This is a genomic window from Streptomyces sp. NPDC041068 (genome assembly GCF_040647455.1).
Lineage (GTDB): Bacteria > Actinomycetota > Actinomycetes > Streptomycetales > Streptomycetaceae > Streptomyces.
Map to the genome: position 1 here is coordinate 94480 of NZ_JBEZCG010000020.1, position 20138 is coordinate 114617.

The following is a 20138-nucleotide window of genomic DNA, read 5'->3' on the forward strand; positions in this document are numbered from 1 at the left end:
CGCGGTGTGCGGCACTGGATGACTCTGGGTATGCCATGGCAACCCAGAGTGAGGAGATCGCATGCGTCGTCCCTTCGCCCGAGCATGGACGGGGGCACTGGCTCTGGCGGCCGCTGCCGCCGCCCTGCCGCTGGCTTCCCCGGCACCCGCGGCGGCCGACAGCGTCGTCATCGGGGGCAGCCCGGCGCAGGCGTCCGACAGTCCATGGGCGGTGGCCCTCTCGAGTCGTGACCGGTTCGGGGGTACACGCGCGGGACAGTTCTGCGGCGGCGTGGTGGTCGGGCGCTCTACGGTCCTGACGGCGGCCCACTGCATGAGCGAGGACGTGCTCGGGGTGCCGCTGAGTGAGGTGTCGGACCTGAAGGTCATCGCCGGCCGCGGAGACCTGCGGGCGGCGGACGGCGGCGAGATCCCGGTCAGCGGGGTCTGGATCAATCCGGAGTACGACAGCTACACGAACTCCGGAGACGTGGCGGCCCTGACGCTGGCCGAGCCGCTCCCCGAGGGGTACGCGATCCCCATGGCGGGGCCGGGCGATCCCGCGTACGAAGCGGGTGCGGGCGCTGCCGTGTACGGCTGGGGGGACACCACGGGGGCGGGCGACTACGCACGCACACTGCGCTCGGCGCGCGTGCAGGTGCTGCCCGATGCCGTGTGCGAGGAGTCGTATCCGGGCAGTGCCGACGGGCGGTACACGGCCGAGACCATGGTCTGTGCCGGTGAGATGGACGGTCGGCGGGACGCCTGCCAGGGGGACAGCGGAGGGCCGCTGGTCGCGCGCGGGCGGCTCATCGGGCTCGTGTCCTGGGGGAGCGGCTGCGGACGCGCCGGGAGCCCGGGTGTCTACACGCGGATCTCGGATGTTGCCAGAGTGATGCGTGTCTACAACTGAGATGCGTGTCTGCCGCTGAGGCGCGCACTCGCCCGGGGGCGGCCGGGCGGCAGGCTCAGGACGGCTCAGAAGGGCCTCAGAGGCCCCTGTGACGAGAGCGGGCGGCGGCCCCTGCTGTTGGCAGGGGCCGCCGCCCGTTCACCGGCCTGGTGCGCCGGAGCTGGCTCGTCGTGGATGCGAGGTGTCAGCGTTCCTCATCGGTGGCGCTCTCGGGGACGGCCGTCAGCCGCTCCGTCTCGTCCTGTATCTCAGCGGCGATCTTCTTGAGTTCCGGCTCGAACTTGCGGCCGTGATGGGCGCAGAAGAGCAGTTCACCGCCGCTCAACAGGACGACGCGCAGGTATGCCTGGGCGCCGCAGCGGTCGCAGCGATCAGCGGCCGTCAGGGGGCTCGCGGGGGTCAGAACAGTAGTCACGTCGCCTCTTCTCTAGCTCGACGAGCTGTCGTACCAGGGTCAACATCCAACCAGGCCGAAAACGTTCCCGCTCGTGGCTTTTCCTCGAAGTTTCTTTTCGAGGAGGTTGTCCGTTGCCGGTTGGCGGCGAATGTGCCGTATTGCGTCTCTTACGTGTCTTACGGTTTCGCGCTGTCTGTCAGGTCAGGTCCTCCCCGGCTGGCTTGCCGGTTGTTCATGAGGACGTGCCCGGAGCCTAAATGGTTCATGCCTGGAAGGGAACGTGACGTGCGCTTCACTCCAACGAGGGATCGAACACGTATGCGAGCCTGGACTAGTCTGAGTTGAGACGAGGGTGGCGTTACAACGGCTCTACCAGGCCTCGGTACCCTCTGACGGGCAACCCAAGCCGCGTCCTTACCCCAAAGGACTCCCCTTGAAATTCAGCGAGGAGCGAACCGCGTGACCGCCGAGACGTCCGTGCCGTCCACAGCGTTGCTGACCGGAGCAGACCGGGACGGTTCCAACTACACCGCGCGGCACCTGCTCGTCCTGGAGGGGCTCGAGGCCGTCCGCAAGCGTCCGGGCATGTACATCGGGTCGACGGACAGTCGCGGCCTGATGCACTGCCTCTGGGAGATCATCGACAACTCCGTCGACGAAGCCCTGGGCGGGTACTGCGACCACATCGAGGTCATCCTCCACGACGACGCCTCCGTAGAGGTCCGGGACAACGGCCGTGGCATTCCGGTCGACGTCGAGCCCAAGACCGGCCTCTCCGGAGTCGAGGTCGTCATGACGAAGCTGCACGCGGGCGGCAAGTTCGGCGGCGGCTCGTATGCCGCCTCCGGCGGTCTGCACGGTGTGGGTGCCTCCGTGGTGAACGCGCTCTCCGCGCGCCTCGACGTAGAGGTGGACCGTGCCGGGCACACCCACGCGATCAGCTTCCGGCGTGGCGTCCCCGGTGCCTTCGCCAAGCAGGGGCCTGACGCGGCCTTCGACCCGTCGGCCAGGCTGAGCAAGGTCAAGAAGGTCCCCAAGACCCGCAGCGGCACGCGCGTGCGCTACTGGGCGGACCGCCAGATCTTCCTCAAGGACGCCAAGCTCTCGCTGGAGAACCTGCACCAGCGTGCCCGCCAGACCGCGTTCCTGGTGCCGGGCCTCACCATCGTCGTGCGCGACGAGTTCGGCCTCGGTGAGGGCGGCTCGAAGGGTGAGGAATCCTTCCGCTTCGACGGCGGTATCAGCGAGTTCTGCGAGTACCTGGCCCAGGACAAGGCGGTCTGCGACGTCCTCCGCTTCTCCGGCCAGGGCACCTTCAAGGAGACGGTGCCGGTGCTCGACGACCACGGTCAGATGACGCCGACCGAGGTCACCCGGGAGCTCGGCGTGGACGTGGCGCTGCGGTGGGGCACCGGGTACGACACGACGATCAAGTCCTTCGTCAACATCATCGCCACCCCCAAGGGCGGCACCCACGTCACCGGCTTCGAGCGCTCCCTCACCAAGACGATGAACGAGGCGCTGCGCACCCAGAAGGTGCTGCGCGTGGCCGAGGACGACATCGTCAAGGACGACGCCCTGGAAGGCCTCACCGCGGTCGTCACCGTGCGCCTGGCGGAACCGCAGTTCGAGGGGCAGACCAAGGAGGTGCTCGGCACCTCCGCGGCCAACCGCATCGTCGCCAATGTGATCGCCAAGGAACTGAAGGCGTTCCTGACGTCCACGAAGCGGGACGCGAAGGCGCAGGCCCGCGCGGTCATGGAGAAGGCCGTGGCTGCCGCCCGCACGCGTATCGCGGCGCGTCAGCACAAGGACGCCCAGCGTCGGAAGACGGCGCTGGAGTCCTCGTCGCTGCCGGCGAAGCTGGCCGACTGCCGCAGCGACGACGTGGAGCGCAGTGAGCTGTTCATCGTCGAGGGAGACTCCGCGCTCGGTACCGCCAAGCTCGCCCGGAACTCCGAGTTCCAGGCGCTCCTGCCGATCCGGGGCAAGATCCTCAACGTTCAGAAGGCGTCCGTGTCGGACATGCTGAAGAACGCCGAGTGCGGGGCGATCATCCAGGTCATAGGAGCCGGGTCGGGCCGGACCTTCGACATCGACGCGGCGCGCTACGGAAAGATCATCCTGCTCGTCGACGCCGACGTCGACGGCGCCCACATCCGGATCCTGCTGCTGACGCTGTTCCAGCGCTACATGCGGCCCATGGTCGAGGCCGGGCGGGTGTTCGCGGCGGTGCCGCCGCTGCACCGCATCGAACTCAGCCAGCCGAAGAAGGGCCAGGACAAGTACGTCTACACGTACTCGGACCGTGAGCTGCGCGAGACGCTCCTCGAACTGCAGCGCAAGAACGTGCGGTACAAGGACTCGATCCAGCGGTACAAGGGTCTGGGCGAGATGGACGCCGACCAACTGGCCGAGACGACGATGGACCCGCGGTACCGGACCCTTCGCCGGATCAACATCTCCGACCTGGACTCGGCCGAGCAGGTCTTCGATCTGCTGATGGGCAATGACGTCGCGCCGCGCAAGGAGTTCATCACGAGCTCCGCGGCGACGCTGGACCGCTCGCGCATCGACGCATAGCTCGACGCATAAGCCGTCGAGGGGGCTCGCAACGCGCCGCAGGAGCCGTGTGCTCCACCCACGGGTGGAGCACACGGCTCCACCCGCTTTCAACCCCTGCTCCGATCCCGTGATCAGGCGATTTCCGTAGCGTCGAATGCGTCGATCCTCCTCGGATCGGCCTCGTCCTCGCACGTCGTACGGAGGCTGACATGTCCGGGCTCACCAACGCACTGGTGATCTGCGCCGTCGTGGTGCTGGTGGTCGTCCGCCAGTTCAAGGCGCAGCAGATCGGCGCGGACCGGCGTTGGTGGCTGATACCGGCGGTGCTGGTCGTCATGGCCGTGCGCGAGCCCGATCTGATCGACTCCCGGCACCAGGCGGCGTCCGTGACTCTGCTCGCCGCCGAGCTGGTGGTGGGCCTGGCCATGGGGGCCGGCTGGGCGCGGACCTCGCATGTGTGGACCGAGCCGGACGGCACCGTGTGGAGCAAGGGCACCAAGGCCACCGCGGTGGTCTGGGCCGTCGGGATAGGCCTGCGGGCCGGTCTGTTCGGGATCGGCGCGCTGCTGCATGTGCGTCAGGGCAGCGCCGCGCTGATGCTGGCTCTGGCGGCCACGCTGCTGGTCCGCAGCGGCCTGCTCGTCCTGCGCACTGGCTCCGGCACTGGCTCCGGCACCGGCACTCGCACTGGACGCTCGACGTACGGTGTGGGCGACGCGGCGTACGGGTCGATGCGGAAGGACCCCGTGTGAGTTGGGACCGGTGGATGAGATGGCCCTCCCAGGAGGCGCTCGCGTGGGCCGGGCTCAGCCTGGCCCGGCTGTGGTTCGTCGGCGTCGTGCGTGCGGTGGTCCTCGGCGCGCTGCTGTGGAGCGCGTTCCACGAGGACCGCGGCTGGCGTCTGGTGGCAGGAGCGGCCATGGTCGCGGCCGCCACCTGGGCGGGGTGGGCGTTCTTCCGTGTTTCGTTCGCCCATCGGCTGTGGCCGTCGCTGGCGCTGATGGCCTTGCTGGTGGGGGCCGCGCTCGCCGCGCAGCTCGGTGACTGGCGGATGCTCGCGGCGGTGCTGTGGTGCGGCTCGGCCGTCTCCGCTCTGGAGCGGTTGCCGCTCGTCGCGTGTGTGCCGTGCGTGATCGTCGCGATGGCCGGGTACGTCGCGTATGCCGACGACAGCTGGCTCGTCACGACGCTCACCGTCGTCGGTCTCGTCCTTGCCGGGTACACCCTGCGACTGGACGCCGAGGCGCGGGGCAGCTCCATCCGGCTGCTCGCCCAGGAGCGGGCCGCGCGGGCAGCGGAGTCGGAGTCGGCCGCGCTCGCCGAGCGGGCCCGCATCGCCCGTGAGATCCACGACGTGCTCGCCCACAGCCTCTCCGCGCAGCTTGTCCACCTGGAGGCGGCCCGCCTGCTGATCGAGGGGGACGCGGCCAAGGAGCAGATCCTGGACCGCGTCGTGGCGGCGCGGTCCATGGCGAGGGAAGGGCTCGCCGAGACCAGACAGGCGTTGTCGGCACTGCGTGGGGAGATGACACCGGTCGAGGACTTCCTGCGTGAGCTGGTCACCGCGGACCGGGCGTCGGTCACCGTGACGGGAGAGCGGCGCGCTCTGCCCGCCGAGGCCTCCCAGGCGGTGCGCAGAGTGGCGCAGGAGGCCCTGACGAATGTGCGCAAGCACGCGCCGGGCGCGAAGGTCCAGGTGTGCCTGGAGTACAGGGAGGGTGAAGTGAGGCTGGACGTAAGGGATTCGGGAGGGAGATCGCCGGGGGAGCTCGCCTCCTCCGGAGCCGGGTACGGTCTGCTCGGGATGCGTGAGCGGGCGGAGCTGCTGGGCGGGTCCCTGGAGGCAGGACCGGGCGAGGAGGGCTTCGTGGTGACGCTGAGGGTGCCGGGATGACGACGGACGACGGCACCGCCAGGGCTGCGGGTGACAGGCCGGATGGAGCTGCAGGTGACAGGCCGGGCCGGACCGATGGCGATGTGCGGGACGGGCGGGACAGGCGGGAGGGGCAGGGCAAGCCTGTTGAAGGGGGAGGCAAGCCACCCGCGCGGGTGATTGTGGTCGACGACCAGACCGTGGTGCGCGAGGGGATCGTGATGCTGCTGGGGCTGTTGCCCGGGGTCGAGGTCGTGGGCTCCGGCGGTGACGGAGAGGAGGCCGTACGCCTCGTCGCCGAACTCTCCCCGGACGTAGTCCTGATGGACCTGCGCATGCCCCGCTGCGACGGCGCGGAGGCCACGCGGCGCATCCGTGCCCAGTATCCGCAGACGCAGGTCGTCGTGCTCACCACTTATGCCGACGACGATTCGCTGTTCCCGGCGCTCAGAGCGGGGGCGCGCGGCTATCTGACCAAGGACGCGGGCGGGGACGAGATCGTGCGGGCCGTCGAGGACGTGCTCTCGGGGGACGCGGGGCTTTCCCCGAGCATCCAACGACGGCTTCTCGAGCGGCTGTCGGAGCCGGAGGCCGTTCCCGCGGCGGAGCCTCCCGATGGGCTCACCGCACGGGAGACCGAGGTGGTCGTCCTGATCGCCGAGGGAATGAGCAACCACGAGATCGCCCGCGCGCTGCACGTCTCCACCGCGACGGTGAAGACCCATATCAACAATCTCTTCGCGAAGGCAGGCCTCAAGGACCGTGCGCAGGCCGTTCGTTACGCGTACCGGCACGGTCTCGCCAAGCCTCCGGGGGGTGCTCGTACCTGACGTGACTTCACCTGATGGGGTGAAGAGCGTGGGGAGAAGAGTTGGGGATCTTTCCGTTCTGTCCATCCTTGGGCACGCGGCCGAACAGGGCTGTGGACTAAGGAGAGTTCGGTGGAGAAGCGCGACGGCTCCCATGAGGCGCCGGGCCGGGCCGAGGCCGGTCGGGGCCGGTCCGGTGACCTGAGGGATCCCTGGTACGACGCCCTCGCCTCCGGCTGGGGAGAGCTGGACGGCACGGGTGCGCCTGCCTCCGTGGTGCCGCCCCGGGCAGACGCCCGGCCGCGGACCCCGAGCCCGGCGGACATCTACCTGGAGGTGCAGCGGAGTGATGCCTTCCAGGAAGTACGCGGCAGGTACCGGCGATTCGTGATCCCGGCCGTCGTCGTCTTCTTCTCCTGGTACGTGGCGTACGTCGTGACCGCGACGGCGGCGCCGGGACTGATGGCGCGCCCGGTGGCGGGGGCCGTGAACGTGGCGATGCTGGCTGGGCTCGGGCAGTTCTTCTCGACGTTCCTGCTGACCTGGGCGTACGCGCGGCATGCGCGGTTGCGGCGGGACAGGGCGGCGCTCGATCTGCGCTGGTCCGTGTTCGAGCAGAAGCGGGAGCAGGCGCAGCGGCACGGGTGGGACGTGGCGCGGGAGACGGGGGCGGAGCGATGACGGGAGATCACCAGACCCTCGCCCTTGTGCTGTTCGGCGGGTTCGTGGCCGTCACGCTCGCTATCACCTCGTGGGCGAGCCGCCACCGGCACGGTTCCGCGGAGGAGTTCTACGCGGGCGGACGGCTCTTCTCGCCCATGGAGAATGGTTTTGCCATCGCCGGTGACTACATGTCGGCGGCCTCCTTCCTCGGCATCTCCGGGCTGATCGCGCTCTTCGGGTACGACGGGCTGCTCTACTCGGTCGGCTTTCTCGTGGCCTGGCTCGTCGTGCTGTTCCTCGTGGCCGAACTGGTGCGCAACTGCGGCCGGTTCACGCTCGCGGACGTCGTCGCCGCGCGGATGAGGGAGCGGCCCGTGCGGATCGCGGCGGGAACTTCCTCGGTGACCGTGTCCGTTCTCTATCTGGTGGCGCAGATGGTGGGGGCGGGCTCGCTGGTTGCGCTGCTGCTGGGCGGGACGAGCGGGGCGGCGCAGACCTGGACGGTGATCGGCGTCGGCGCGCTCATGGTGATCTATGTGTCGATGGGAGGGATGCGGGCCACCACCTGGATCCAGATCGTCAAGGCGGTCCTGCTGATGGGCGGCGCGATCGCGCTGACCGTACTCGTCCTGGTGCGCTTCCACGGGGACTTCGACCAACTGCTGCGGACCGCGGCCGACCGCAGCGGTCACGGCGACAGGTTCCTGGCTCCAGGGCTGAAGTACGGCGGTGACTGGACCGCGCGGCTCGACTTCATCAGCCTCGGACTCGCGCTCGTGCTCGGCACCGCGGGGCTGCCGCACATCCTCTCCCGCTTCTACACCGTGCCGACCGCGCGGGCCGCCCGTCGCTCGGTCGTCTGGTCCATCGGTCTCATCGGCAGCTTCTATCTGATGACGATCGTGCTCGGCTTCGGCGCGGCCGCGATCGTGGGATCCGACGCGGTGCGCGGGTCGAATGCCGCAGGGAACACGGCAGTTCCGCTCCTGGCGCTCGATCTGGGCGGCGGCGCGGACTCCACAGGCGGAACGGTTCTCTTCGCGATCGTCGCCGCCGTCGCCTTCGCCACGATCCTCGCCGTCGTCGCCGGCATCACGCTCGCCTCCTCGGCGTCCGTGGCCCACGATCTCTACGCCTCCTTGAGGCGCCGGTCGGCGAAGCCGCGCAGTGAGGTGGCCGTGGCGCGCGTCGCGGCGGCCGGGGTCGGGGTGGTCGCGATCGGCCTCGGTCTGCTGGCCCGCGATCTCAACGTGGCGTTCCTGGTGGGCCTCGCCTTCGCGGTCGCCGCGTCAGCCAATCTGCCGGTGCTGCTGTACTCCCTGTTCTGGCGGAGCTTCACCACGCGGGGAGCGGTGTGGTCCGTGTACGGCGGACTGCTGCCCGCGCTCGCGCTGGTGATCCTGTCGCCCGTCGTCTCCGGAGGGCCCAACTCCCTTTTCCCCGGGGTGGACTTCCAGTACTTCCCGTTGGAGAACCCGGGCCTCGTCTCCATCCCGCTGGGCTTCCTCGCGGGATGGCTCGGCACGGTGACCTCGCGCGAGGAGGCGGACGAGGCCAAGCACGCGGAGACGGAGGTGCGTTCGCTCACCGGTGCCGGTGCGGCGTAACGATTCCCCGGGATCGTCCCGAGCCGGCCCCCGGCGGCCTGCCGTGCGAGGGGCGGCAAGTGCGGCAGGCGCGGCAGGCGCGGCAGGCGCGCGGAGGCTAGACGCTGGCCGCCCACTCGTAGCGGTGCTCGGGGCGGCCCGTGTCGCCGTACTTGAGGCTGAGCCTGACCCGGCCCGTACGCTCCAGGAGCTTCAGATAGCGCTGTGCCGTCTGCCGGCTCAGCCGTGTGCGGTCAGCCAACTCCTGGGCGGAGAGCGGCCCGTCAGCGGCCATCAGGGCCCGGCGTACCAGTTCCGCCGTCGTGGGGGAGTGCCCCTTGGGCAGTTCGGGTGCCGGAGTCGCCGAGAGGGCGCCGAAGATCCGGTCGACCTCGGCCTGCTCGGCCTCGCCCCCGCCGTCCAGTGTGCGGCGCAGCGTCGCGTACGCATCGAGCTTGGCGCGAAGGCCCGCGTACGAGAACGGCTTGACCAGGTACTGGAGCGCCCCGTGCCGCATCGCTGCCTGCACCGTGGCGACATCGCGCGCCGCGGTCACCATGATCACGTCGGTCTGATGGCCGCGCTCACGCAGCGCACGTACGACCGAAAGGCCGGTCTCGTCCGGCAGGTAGTGATCAAGCAGCACCAAGTCGACGGGGACGTCGTCGACGAGACGCAGCGCTTCGGCGGCGTTGTGGGCCTTGGCCGCCACCCGGAAGCCGGGGATCTTCGCCACGTAGGCGGCGTTGACGTCGGCGACCCGGACGTCGTCGTCCACGACCAGGACGTCGATCAACGTGTCCTCCAGGGTGCCGGTCATCGTGTGTCCTCCGTGGTGGCGAGCTCCGGCTCGCTGAGCGCCTCGGGCAGGACGACGGTGAACTCCGCGCCCCCGTCGGGCGCTTCGTCCACCGCGGCGCTGCCGCCCTGCCGCTCGGCGAGCCTGCGGACCAGAGCGAGACCGATGCCGCGCTTGCCGTGAGCCGGTGGCTCCTTGGTGGTCCACCCCTCGGTGAAGATCGTCTCGCGCTGTTCGGCGGGGACTCCGGGGCCGGTGTCGCGCACCCGTAGGACCACGGCACGTCCCTCGGTGCGCACGGCGACCTCCACGCGCGCGTAGTGGGTGCCCGCGGCGGCGTCGAGCGCGTTGTCGACGAGGTTGCCGACGATCGTGACGAGGCCGCCCGGGTCGACGAGCCGGTCGGGCAGTGCGGTGTCGCGCGGCACGGAGAGGGTGACACCGCGCTCCGTGGCCACCGTGGCCTTGCCGACAAGCAGGGCCGCGAGCAGCGGGTCGTGGATCTTCTCGGTGATCTGCTCGGCGGTCACCCGGTGTGCGCCCGCCACCTCGCCGACGAACTCCGCCGCCTCCTCGTACATCTCCAGCTCCAGCAGGCCGAGGAGCGTGTGCATGCGGTTGGCGTGTTCGTGGTCCTGGGCGCGCAGGGCGTCGATGAGGCCGCGCGTGGAGTCGAGTTCGCGGCCGAGCTGCTCCAGCTCCGTGCGGTCGCGCAGGGTGGCGACGGCGCCTCCGTCGTCGGTGGGCATGCGGTTGGCGACCAGGACGCGCTGGCCGCGGACGGTCAGCAGATCGGTGCCGGTGACCCGGCCCGCAAGGACATCGGTCGTACGCCCCGGGCCGAGTGCGTCGTCGAGCGGCTGTCCGATGACCTCCGTGCCGAGGCCGAGGAGGCGCTGCGCCTCGTCGTTGAGCAGCCGGATCCGGCCGCCGCGGTCCAGGGCGACGACTCCCTCACGGATGCCGTGCAACATTGCCTCGCGCTCCGCGAGCAGGGCGGAAATATCGGAGAAGGCCAGGTCACGGGTCTGTCGCTGCACCCTGCGTGAGATCAGATACGCGGCGAGCGCACCGACCGCGAGCGCGCCGCCCGCGTAGGCGAGCAGCCCCGGGATCGAGTGCACCAGGCGGGCCCGCACACTGTCGTACTCGATGCCTACGGAGACGGCGCCCACGATGTCCCCCTCCGCGTCCCTCAGCGGCACCTTGCCGCGCGCCGAGCGGCCCAGTGTGCCGTTGTCGATCTCCATGACCTCACGGCCCGCGAGGGCGTCGCTGGGGTCCGTCGAGACGACCTTGCCGATCTGGTCACGGTCGGTGTGGGACCAGCGCACGCCTTCCTTGTTCATGATCACGACGTACTCGGCGCCGCTGGCCCGCCGGATCCGCTCGGCCGCGGCCTGCACGGGCCCTTCGGCCGTGGGCTGCGAAGCCGCCAGGTCCTCGGCGACCCGCGGCTGGGCTGCCGTCGTCTGCGCGATGGCGAGCGCGCGGCGCATGGCCTGGTCGTCGAGTTGATCGCTCAACGGCGCCAGGAAGAGGCCGGTGGCGAGCACCGCGACCCCGGCGGCGATGGCCAGCTGCATCAGCAACACCTGCGAGAACACGCGCCGGGGCAGACCGAGGCGGAGGCGTCGCGCAGGGGAGGTCGGGCTCATGTGTACGAACGGTACGGGCGTGAGCGGGCTACTCCGAAGTCAGTGTGGCGTGGATCTCGTACGAGGAGCCCTCGCGAGCCGGCCGGTGGGCGGGCCTCCCGGCCTCGTCGGGAACCGCGCGCACCGCCACCACGTCCATCCGCGCCGGGGAACCGAGGGCCGCGCCGCAGCTCTCCGGGCGGGGCGGCAGCGAGGCTCCCTGTGCGACGGTGACCCGCCACCGGCGGCCGTCGGAGTGCGCGACGGTCACCTCCCAGCGCGGGGCCGCACCGTCCGTGCGGACGACGCTCAGGGCCCCCGCGGCGTCCACGCCCGTCGACCTGCGCACCGCGAGCTCGGCGGCCTGCCCGGGGCGCTCCCAGGCGGAGTTGCCCCGGCAGCCCTCGGTGACGACACGACCCTTGCGTACGGCGTCGAGGATCCCCTTGACGGCGTGGGCGTCCGTCCGGCCGTACGCATATCCGTACGGCAGCACGAGCAGCGTGGGCGAGAAGCGATGACCACCCAGATGTGTGATTTCCCAGGCGCCCTCCTCGCCCGCGTCGGCGAGCTCGGCGGCAAGGGGCCTGCCGAGCAGGGCGCAGCAGCGGTCGCGCTTGCCGTTGGTGCAGACGAGGGCGAGCGGGGCGCCCGTGTGGGGGGTGCCGAAGCCGCCGTGGTCGCCCGCGCCCAGGGCCGCGAAGTCGAGGCTCAGCAGCTCGCTGGGGTCGGCGGTCGCCGCGCCGCGCAGCCAGGTGCGGCCGGGCGATGTGTGCCCCACGTACACCTGGTGCCGGGTCGGGGTGTGGCAGTCCGCGTGGCGTCCTGGGCGGCGGATGAGCGCGACGCGTACGCCGGTGCCCTCGGCGGCCGCCTCCAGGGCCCCGCCGACCTCCGGATCGAAGTGGCTGGACGTCAGCGCCTTGGCGCCCCAAGGGCCCGACTGTTCCAGCAGAAGCCATGTCCTGGCGGTGGCCGCGGTCCCCGCGAGAGGCTCGTTCATGTCCCGCGAGGCGGTCGCGCACGTACTCACGCAGGTGAGCCTAACCCGCGCTCCCACGCGGGTCGTTCACGCCTCACGGGGTGAGCTCTCCGGGGATCTCCGGGGAGGGCAGCGGCTGGGGCGGGCGCACTCCGACGTACTGACCGCTGGGGCGCATGCGCAGCGGCCGTTCCCCGTACTCCTCAAGGGCGTGCGCGATCCAGCCCGCCGTGCGGGCCACGGCGAAGATGGTCTCGCCCGCTTCCGCCGGCATCCCGCAGGAGGCGGTGAGGACGGCGAGGGCGAGGTCGACGTTCGCCCTCAGGTCCGTGTGGCGGGCGGTGGTGGCGACCACGTCGCGGGCCGCGGCGAGGGCGGGGCCGGCCTTCGGCATCACCTCCAGGAGGGCGAACAGGGCCTGCGCGCGCGGGTCTTCACCGGGGTAGAGGCGGTGTCCGAGCCCGGGGACGCGGCGGCCGGCGCGGAGTTCGTCGGCCACTACAGGGGTGGCGCTGCCCCGGTCGAGCACGTCCAGGAGCATGCGGTGGGCGAGACCGCTGGCAGCCCCGTGCAGCGGGCCCTCCAGGACGCCGAGGCCCGCCGACACCGCGGCGTAGGGGTGGGCGCGCGCCGACGCGGCGACCCGGACGGCGAGCGTCGACGCGGCGAGGTCGTGGTCGACGAGCAGCGCGAGGGCGGTGTCCAGCGCGTGCAGCGAGGCCTCGTCGGGCTTCGCGCCGGTGAGCCGGGCCCACAGGCGGCGGGCCAGCGGGCCTTCGTCCCGGTGGTCGTGCCTGACCGGCGGGAGCGCGGTGACGAGCGTGGGGATCAGCGTGCGCGCGGTGCCGATGACCGCCTCTTCGGAGAGGTCGAAGCGGAGCGGGTCGGCCGCCGCGGCGGAGATGGCCGCGACGCGCAGCCGGTCGGTCGGTCCGCTGTGCTCGGGCAGCGCTCCGACGGCACGACGGGCCGCGGCGACGGTCTCCTTGGGGGCGGTGAAGCCGATGCCGGGGCGCAGGACTCCGGTCCAGAGCCACTCGGCGACTTCTTCGTAGGAGTACGCCAGGGCGAGTTCGGCGGCGTCGACACCGCGGAAGTAGTAGCGGTCCTTGTCGATGAGTGTGATGCGGGTGCGTACGGAGAGTTCGTTGGCCGTGGTCTGCGTCGCGGGTTCGCGCCTGTTCTTGCGGGCCAGCGCCTCGACCTCCTTGGCGTCGAACGTGCTGCCCCGTGCTCCCGGTCCGCGCCGGCTGCTGAGCTGGCCGCGACTCACGTACGCGTACACGGTCTCGGGCTTCACGCCGAGCAACTCGGCGGCTTCCTTGGTGCTCAGCCGCCGCCGACCGTCGTGCGCGGTTCCTTGATCCGTCATGGTCGTCACCGTATCCGCATCTCGATGTCTGCATCTTGATATTGATTGGATCAATATTGACAGAGCTTTAGTCAAGCATGGACAGTCGAATCAAGTCCAGGGAGGAAGTCGAGGAAGAACATGCCGATCAATGGCTCCACCACCCCCGCCGAGCCCGTCGAGGTCCCACGAGGACTCGCGGGTGTCGTCGTCACCGAGACCGAACTCGGTGACGTCAGGGGATACGAGGGCTTCTACCACTACCGCCAGTACTCGGCCGTCGAGCTCGCGCAGAGCCGCAGCTTCGAGGACGTCTGGCACCTGATGTTCCACGGCGAACTGCCGGACGCCGGGCGGAGCGCCGCCTTCGCCGCGCAGACCGCGGTGCTGCGCCACCTTCCCGACGAGGTGCGCGACGCGCTGCCCGCCATCGCCCGCGCCAGTGTGCTGTCGGGGCCGCTCTCCGGGCTGCGCACGGCGCTGTCGCTCTTCGGGGCGTCGAAGGGCTTCCGCCCGGTGTACGACATCGACGACGACCGGCGCCGCGCGGACGCCCTGGCCGCGTCCGCCGTGGTGCCCACACTGCTCACCGCGCTGTACCGGCTCGGCCAGGGCCTCGATCCCGTCGAGCCCCGCGATGACCTCTCGTACGCCGCCAACTACCTGTACATGCTGACGGGTTCGGAGCCGGACGCCGCACGTGCCCGGGCGATCGAGCAGTACTTGATCTCAACCATTGATCACGGATTCAACGCATCAACGTTCACCGCGCGGGTCATCACCTCGACCGGTGCGGATGTGGCGGCCTGTCTGGTGGGTGCGGTCGGTGCGCTGTCGGGGCCGCTGCACGGTGGGGCGCCGAGCCGGGCCCTGGACACCCTTGACGCGATCGGCACGCCCGAGCGCATCGACGGCTGGATCCGTGAGCGCGTCCTCGCGGGGGACCGCATCATGGGCTTCGGGCACCCCGTCTACCGCACCGAGGACCCGCGCTCGCGGATGCTGCGGGGCATCGCGGAGCAATTCGGCGGAGGCATGGTGGAGTTCGCGGTCGAGGTCGAGCGGCACGTCGAGGCGATCCTGGCGGAGCTGAAGCCGGGGCGGGAACTGCACACGAACGTGGAGTTCTACGCCGGAGTGGTGATGGAGCTCTGCGGCCTGCCGCGCGAGATGTTCACGCCGACGTTCGCGTCCGCGCGGGTGGTGGGCTGGAGCGCCAACATCCTGGAACAGGCACGGGATTCGAAGATCATTCGACCGGCGGCTCGGTATGTGGGGGCGGTGCCGCCGGTTCCGGTGCCGGTGCCGGTTCAGGGCGAGCGCTGACATGGCGCGGGGCCTGCGCCGCTGAGCTGCGCAGGCCCCGGGGTGGATTGGGCGGGTTCAGTTGTCGGGGATGTCGGCCTTGGCGCGCACGAGGGTTTCTCTGGTGACCACCACGATGCGTTCGTAGTCCGCCCGGGATGCGTCAGAGGGGAGCTCGGCGTCGAGTGTCGCGGTCGCATCCGTGCCGATGACCGCGAAGTTGCCGTCGGACAACTCGAAGATATCTGGGCAGTTCTGCCCGGATACGCTGCCCCGAGCGCGCGGAGAAGCACCAATCCGACGGATGATCTGGCTCACTATCGTTTCCCTCTGGTCTCAAGGCTGGAGCGCCTGCGCACTGTGGCTGCGCGGTGCGATGCATTCCTTGTGGGGATGGGCTCGACCGGGCGGCGTGGAGTGGCGGTTGAGGATGGGCAACTCCTTGCACGGTCTGCGCAACAGTCGACCCGAGTTGGCATCAGGAAAAACGCCCCACTGTGCGGCCAGTTACTGAGCTGACGCGGTGATGCTGAGGCGCACAGGACCACAGCAGGCTCACAGCGCACGCACAGCTCGCGCAAAGTTGGCGCAATGATGACGCAAGGGTGACGGCGGCGCTCAGGACTCCGCGCTCGGGGGCTCTCCCACCACCCACCATTCATCGATGTCGGTCTCCTCCAGCTGGCGTAGGAGATCGTCCACCATGCGTCCGAGCTCTGCCTCGTCCGAGGAATCCGCGATGGTCGCTCGCTGGTACCGGCCGGCAGTCCAGTACTCCCGCACGATCGGGTTCTGGAAGATTCCTCGCACGAACCCGAAGAACTCGTCGCGGTCGATGTTGCCGATCCGGTGGTAGAACAGCAGGTTCGTGTAGAGCGCGTTGGCGAAGAGGTACTGGCGGTGGCGCTGCGGGCTGACGTCCTCCGCGTAGTTGTTCAACACCTCGGCCAGATCTTGATTGTCGATGGCCTTGCTCAACAGCTCCCAGTGCAGTCGTTGTTGGATGGCCAGGTTGGCGTCGTGCTGCGCATGCGTGGACTGTTCCAGGTGCTCGAGCCGTACGCGGAGCGCCTCGATGGTGTGCCGCTGTGCGGCCAGGGTGCCGATGGCTCCTGCCATGAGGCCGACCCCCACGGCGACAGCGGGTCGAAGCCCTACGGTGGCGAACCTCTTGTTGACCATGTCATCCCCCGATTTGGGCGACCGTCCGCCGGTCGTCGTGTGCGGGTCGACAGGGAGCGGACCGGCGAGCGGTGGGCAGCGCTTGCCGTCTCCCAGGGTGCCGAGCGGCTCTGACCGGCAGGGAGGCGGAGAGGAGGCGCACAGAGGGACAGTCCTGTCACCCTGACCGGCGCCGTGCCCAATGTGTGCCCCGCGAGCGCCGCTAACAATCGTTCACTTCGCGGCTCGACTACGCGCACATATCCTGGGGCCGTCTTCATTCGTCGTACGGGATCCGCCGGGGTCCGTACGAGCGTCGACACGAGAGGCCCACGTGAACAAGCAGCAGATCCCGGTCGTCGTTCTCGCCGGATTCCTGGGATCAGGCAAGACGACCCTGCTCAACCATCTGCTGCACCGCAGCGGCGGCAGTCGGATCGGGGCGATCGTCAACGACTTCGGGTCGATCGAGATCGACGCCATGTCGGTCGCGGGGCAGCTCGGCGACTCGACCGTCTCGCTCGGCAACGGGTGTCTGTGCTGCGCCGTGGACGCGAGTGAACTCGACGAGTACCTGGAGCGGCTCGCCCGCCCCTCCGCGCGGATCGACGTCATCGTCATCGAGGCGAGCGGCCTCGCCGAGCCGCAGGAGCTCGTGAAGATGCTCCTGGCCAGCGAGAACCCGCACATCGTCTACGGAGGGCTCGTCGAGGTCGTCGACGCGGCCGAGTTCGACGCGACCAGGGAGCGGCACCCCGAGGTGGACCGGCATCTGGGCATCGCCGATCTCGTGGTGGTCAACAAGTCCGACCGGGTGCCCGCAGCGGAGCGTGAGCGTGTCCTCGGTGTCGTGCGCGGGCTCGCCGGGCGCGCGGCCGTCGTCGCGTCCTCGTACGGACGCGTCGACGTGGAGCTGTTCTTCGACCGCGCGCCCGTGGGGGAGCGGGTCGGGCAGCTCTCCTTCGACGATCTGAGGGACCAAGATCTGAAGGACGGTGCCGCCGCTTCGGAGGGCGAGGACGACGGGCCTTGTGCCGACCGTCGCTGCGGTCATCACGACCACCTGCACTCCGCTTACGAAAGCCTCTCCTTCACCTCCGAAGTGCCCATGGGGCCGCGGCCCTTGATGGCCCTGCTCGACAGCAGGCCCGAAGGGCTCTACCGGATCAAGGGGTACGTCGACTTCGGCGCCGCAGACCCCCGCAACCGCTACGAGGTGCACGCCGTGGGGCGGTTCCTGCGCTTCTACCCCGAGCCGTGGGCTCCGGGCGAGCCGCGCCTCACCCAGCTCGTGCTCATCGGGTCGGGCATCGACGTACCCGCCCTGGAGAAGGAGCTCGAGGCCTGTCGTGAGTACGCCCCACAGGCCGATGAGCACGGCATGTGGGGCGTACTGCGGTACGTCCAGGAGCCGGACGCCGAGTCCGTCGACTGAGGGCCGCTACACCGGACCCGCCACCGCCGCCACCGGCTTGGCCAGTGAGACGCCCGAGCCGTCACGGCGCGGGTCGATCTCCGGCAGCTCGGCCGGGGTGCCGTTGCGCTGGGCCGCGAGCGGCGGTGTGGCGCCCGCCCAGGCGAAGCTCAGGCAATCCTCCCCCTTCAGGAAACGCTGTACTCGAACACCGCCCGTGGCGCGGCCCTTGCGCGGGTACTGGTCGAACGGCGTGAGCTTGGCCGTCGTCTGCACCGAGTCGTCGAGCGTGCCGCGCGAGCCCGCCACCGTGAAGACGACGCCGTCCGCCGCCGGGTCCACCGCCGTGAAGGAGATGACCTTCGCGCCGTCGGTGAGCTTGACGCCCGCCATGCCGCCCGCCGGACGGCCCTGGGGGCGCACCTGCGAGGCCTGGTAGCGCAGGAGCTGGGCGTCGTCCGTGATGAAGACCAGGTCCTCCTCGCCCGTGCGCAGCTCGGCCGCGCCGACGATCCGGTCGCCGTCCTTGAGCGTGATGACCTCCAACTCGTCCTTGTTGGACGGATAGTCGGGGACCACGCGCTTGACGACGCCCTGCTCGGTGCCGAGTGCGAGACCCGGCGAGGACTCGTCGAGCGTCATCAGGCAGATCAGCTTCTCGTCCTTCTCCAGGGAGAGCAGCTCCGAGACGGGCGCCCCTCCGGAGAGGTTGGGTGAGCCCGCCGTCTCCGGAAGCTGGGGAAGGTCCACCACGGAGAGGCGCAACAACCGTCCCTCGGAGGTGACGGCGCCCACCTCGCCGCGCGCCGTCGCCGGCACCGCGGAGACGATCACGTCGTGCTTGACGCGCTTGGTGTCGCCCTCGCCGAACGGCTCGCCGTTCGCCGTGCGGGCCAGGAGGCCCGTCGAGGACAGGAGCACCCGGCACGGGTCGTCCGCCACCTGCAGCGAGACCGCGGGGGCGGGGGAGCCGGAGGACTCCAGGAGCACCGTGCGCCGGTCGGTGCCGAACTTCTTGGACACGGCGGCCAGTTCGGAGGAGACCAGCTTGCGAAGCTCCGCGTCCGAATCCAGGATGCCGGTCAGCTCGTCGATCTCGCCGTTGAGCTTGTCGCGCTCCGACTCCAGCTCGATGCGGTCGTACTTGGTCAGGCGGCGCAGCGGGGTGTCCAGGATGTACTGCGTCTGGATGTCGCTCAGCGAGAAGCGCTCCATCAGGCGCTCCTTGGCCTGCGCGGAGTTCTCGCTGGAGCGGATGAGGCGGATGACCTCGTCGATGTCCAGGAGGGCGACGAGCAGACCCTCGACCAGGTGCAGGCGGTCGCGCTTCTTGCCGCGGCGGAACTCGCTGCGGCGGCGCACCACGTTGAACCGGTGGTCGAGGTAGACCTCCAGGAGCTCCTTGAGGCCGAGCGTGAGGGGCTGGCCGTCCACCAGCGCCACGTTGTTGATGCCGAAGGACTCCTCCATCGGCGTCAGTTTGTAGAGCTGCTCCAGGACGGCCTCGGGGACGAAGCCGTTCTTGATCTCGATGACCAGGCGCAGGCCGTGCGCACGGTCGGTGAGGTCCTTGACGTCGGCGATGCCCTGCAGCTTCTTCGAGCCGACCAGGTCCTTGATCTTGGAGATGACCTTCTCGGGGCCGACGGTGAAGGGCAGTTCGGTGACGACGAGGCCCTTGCGGCGCGCCGTCACGTTCTCCACGGAGACCGTGGCGCGGGTCTTGAAGGTGCCGCGGCCCGTCTCGTACGCATCCTTGATGCCGTTCAGACCGACGATCCGGCCGCCCGTGGGCAGGTCGGGGCCCGGCACGAACTTCATCAGCGTCTCGAGGTCGGCGCCCGGGTGCTTGATCAGGTGGCGGGCGGCGGCGATGACCTCGCTGAGGTTGTGCGGCGGCATGTTCGTCGCCATGCCGACCGCGATGCCCGACGAGCCGTTGACCAGGAGGTTCGGGTAGGCCGCCGGGAGGGCGGACGGTTCCATCTCCTGGCCGTCGTAGTTCGGCGTGAAGTCGACTGTGTCCTCGTCGATCGACTCCGTCATCAGGGAGGTGGCGTCGGCCATGCGGCATTCGGTGTACCGCATGGCGGCCGGCGGGTCGTCGTTGCCCAGGGAGCCGAAGTTGCCGTGGCCGTCGACCATCGGCAGGCGCATCGAGAAGGGCTGGGCCATGCGGACCAGCGCGTCGTAGATCGACGCGTCGCCGTGGGGGTGCAACTTACCCATGACCTCGCCGACGACGCGGGCACACTTCACATAGCCGCGGTCGGGGCGCAGGCCCATCTCGTTCATCTGGTACACGATGCGGCGCTGGACGGGCTTCATGCCGTCGCGGGCGTCCGGCAGCGCGCGGGAGTAGATGACCGAATACGCGTACTCGAGGAAGGAGCCCTGCATCTCGTCGACGACGTCGATGTCGAGGATCTTCTCCTCGAACGAATCGTCGGGCGGCGGGGTCTTCGTGCTGCGGCGGGCCATCGCTGCTGCGGCTCCTTCACCAAGCAAGTGCGGGATCTGACGCCGACCATTGTGGACTGTCCCACTGACAACGCCGACCACGACCCGTGCCGTGGCGGCGTCGGCCGCGACTACGCCGAGGGCGGACCGGGAACTTCGTCAGGTGTCAGCACGCTTGCATACAGTGGCAGGACTGACAGCAATTGTTCTGATCCAGTGTTCTGATCCAGCGATGATCCAGCGA

The 20138-nt window shown here is 69.9% G+C and carries 17 protein-coding genes; 9 read left to right on the forward strand and 8 right to left on the reverse strand.

From position 1 onward, the window contains the following. Positions 1 to 61: 61 nt before the first annotated feature. Positions 62 to 892: a serine protease gene (locus AB0B50_RS36640; RefSeq protein ID WP_362340156.1), complete on the forward strand. Its 831-nt coding sequence runs from the start codon at positions 62 to 64 to the stop codon at positions 890 to 892. Positions 893 to 1076: 184 nt separating this feature from the next. On the opposite strand, the gene AB0B50_RS36645 is transcribed toward AB0B50_RS36640, so the two are convergent. Beyond that, complete coding sequence (locus AB0B50_RS36645) at positions 1077 to 1307, reverse strand: hypothetical protein (RefSeq protein ID WP_362340157.1); 231 nt, start codon at positions 1305 to 1307, stop codon at positions 1077 to 1079. Positions 1308 to 1748: 441 nt separating this feature from the next. Here AB0B50_RS36645 and AB0B50_RS36650 point away from each other — a divergent pair, with 441 nt between their 5' ends. The 6 genes from AB0B50_RS36650 (at position 1749) to AB0B50_RS36675 (ending at position 8806) form a co-directional block, all read left to right on the forward strand. Next, complete coding sequence (locus AB0B50_RS36650; RefSeq protein WP_362340158.1) at positions 1749 to 3872, forward strand: DNA topoisomerase IV subunit B; 2124 nt, start codon at positions 1749 to 1751, stop codon at positions 3870 to 3872. Positions 3873 to 4063: 191 nt separating this feature from the next. Next, positions 4064 to 4606 carry a DUF1453 domain-containing protein gene (locus AB0B50_RS36655; RefSeq protein ID WP_362340159.1) on the forward strand — a complete coding sequence of 181 codons (543 nt, stop codon included), beginning with the start codon at positions 4064 to 4066 and terminating at the stop codon, positions 4604 to 4606. Beyond that, the gene (locus AB0B50_RS36660) at positions 4603 to 5748 is read left to right on the forward strand and encodes a histidine kinase (RefSeq protein ID WP_362340160.1); all 1146 of its coding nucleotides are present in this window, start codon (positions 4603 to 4605) and stop codon (positions 5746 to 5748) included. Before AB0B50_RS36655 ends, AB0B50_RS36660 begins: the two co-directional genes overlap by 4 nt. A gap of 161 nt (positions 5749 to 5909) precedes the next feature. Beyond that, complete coding sequence (locus tag AB0B50_RS36665; RefSeq protein WP_362340161.1) at positions 5910 to 6557, forward strand: response regulator transcription factor; 648 nt, start codon at positions 5910 to 5912, stop codon at positions 6555 to 6557. Positions 6558 to 6737: 180 nt separating this feature from the next. Beyond that, positions 6738 to 7217, forward strand: a complete 480-nt coding sequence (locus AB0B50_RS36670) for a DUF485 domain-containing protein (RefSeq protein WP_362340228.1) — start codon at positions 6738 to 6740, stop codon at positions 7215 to 7217. Further along, a complete protein-coding gene (locus AB0B50_RS36675) occupies positions 7214 to 8806 on the forward strand; it encodes a cation acetate symporter (RefSeq protein WP_362340162.1) in 1593 nt (530 codons plus the stop codon). Before AB0B50_RS36670 ends, AB0B50_RS36675 begins: the two co-directional genes overlap by 4 nt. 97 nt (positions 8807 to 8903) lie before the next feature. Here AB0B50_RS36675 and AB0B50_RS36680 read toward each other — a convergent pair whose 3' ends face one another. Genes AB0B50_RS36680 through AB0B50_RS36695 form a run of 4 tightly spaced genes read right to left on the reverse strand, consistent with a single transcriptional unit; the run spans position 8904 to position 13575 of the window. Continuing rightward, a complete protein-coding gene (locus AB0B50_RS36680; protein ID WP_362340229.1) occupies positions 8904 to 9581 on the reverse strand; it encodes a response regulator in 678 nt (225 codons plus the stop codon). A 20-nt stretch (positions 9582 to 9601) separates the two neighbouring features. Beyond that, the gene (locus AB0B50_RS36685) at positions 9602 to 11242 is read right to left on the reverse strand and encodes a sensor histidine kinase (RefSeq protein ID WP_362340163.1); all 1641 of its coding nucleotides are present in this window, start codon (positions 11240 to 11242) and stop codon (positions 9602 to 9604) included. A gap of 28 nt (positions 11243 to 11270) precedes the next feature. Next, positions 11271 to 12254, reverse strand: coding sequence for a sucrase/ferredoxin-like family protein (locus tag AB0B50_RS36690; protein ID WP_362340164.1), 984 nt, complete (start codon positions 12252 to 12254; stop codon positions 11271 to 11273). Positions 12255 to 12297: 43 nt separating this feature from the next. Continuing rightward, positions 12298 to 13575 carry a citrate synthase family protein gene (locus AB0B50_RS36695; protein ID WP_362340165.1) on the reverse strand — a complete coding sequence of 426 codons (1278 nt, stop codon included), beginning with the start codon at positions 13573 to 13575 and terminating at the stop codon, positions 12298 to 12300. 120 nt (positions 13576 to 13695) lie between these two features. On the opposite strand from AB0B50_RS36695, the gene AB0B50_RS36700 reads away from it, so the two are divergent. Further along, positions 13696 to 14880 carry a citrate synthase/methylcitrate synthase gene (locus tag AB0B50_RS36700; RefSeq protein WP_362340166.1) on the forward strand — a complete coding sequence of 395 codons (1185 nt, stop codon included), beginning with the start codon at positions 13696 to 13698 and terminating at the stop codon, positions 14878 to 14880. Between the two features lie 57 nt (positions 14881 to 14937). Here AB0B50_RS36700 and AB0B50_RS36705 read toward each other — a convergent pair whose 3' ends face one another. Both AB0B50_RS36705 and AB0B50_RS36710 read right to left on the reverse strand, forming a co-directional pair. Beyond that, complete coding sequence (locus AB0B50_RS36705; RefSeq protein WP_362340167.1) at positions 14938 to 15177, reverse strand: hypothetical protein; 240 nt, start codon at positions 15175 to 15177, stop codon at positions 14938 to 14940. A gap of 300 nt (positions 15178 to 15477) precedes the next feature. Then, the gene (locus AB0B50_RS36710) at positions 15478 to 15978 is read right to left on the reverse strand and encodes a DUF6082 family protein (RefSeq protein ID WP_362340168.1); all 501 of its coding nucleotides are present in this window, start codon (positions 15976 to 15978) and stop codon (positions 15478 to 15480) included. A 376-nt stretch (positions 15979 to 16354) separates the two neighbouring features. Between AB0B50_RS36710 and AB0B50_RS36715 the strand changes: the two genes are divergently transcribed. Next, a complete protein-coding gene (locus tag AB0B50_RS36715) occupies positions 16355 to 17455 on the forward strand; it encodes a GTP-binding protein (protein WP_362340169.1) in 1101 nt (366 codons plus the stop codon). Between the two features lie 6 nt (positions 17456 to 17461). On the opposite strand, the gene AB0B50_RS36720 is transcribed toward AB0B50_RS36715, so the two are convergent. Next, complete coding sequence (locus tag AB0B50_RS36720; RefSeq protein ID WP_362340170.1) at positions 17462 to 19915, reverse strand: DNA topoisomerase IV subunit A; 2454 nt, start codon at positions 19913 to 19915, stop codon at positions 17462 to 17464. Positions 19916 to 20138: the final 223 nt, after the last annotated feature.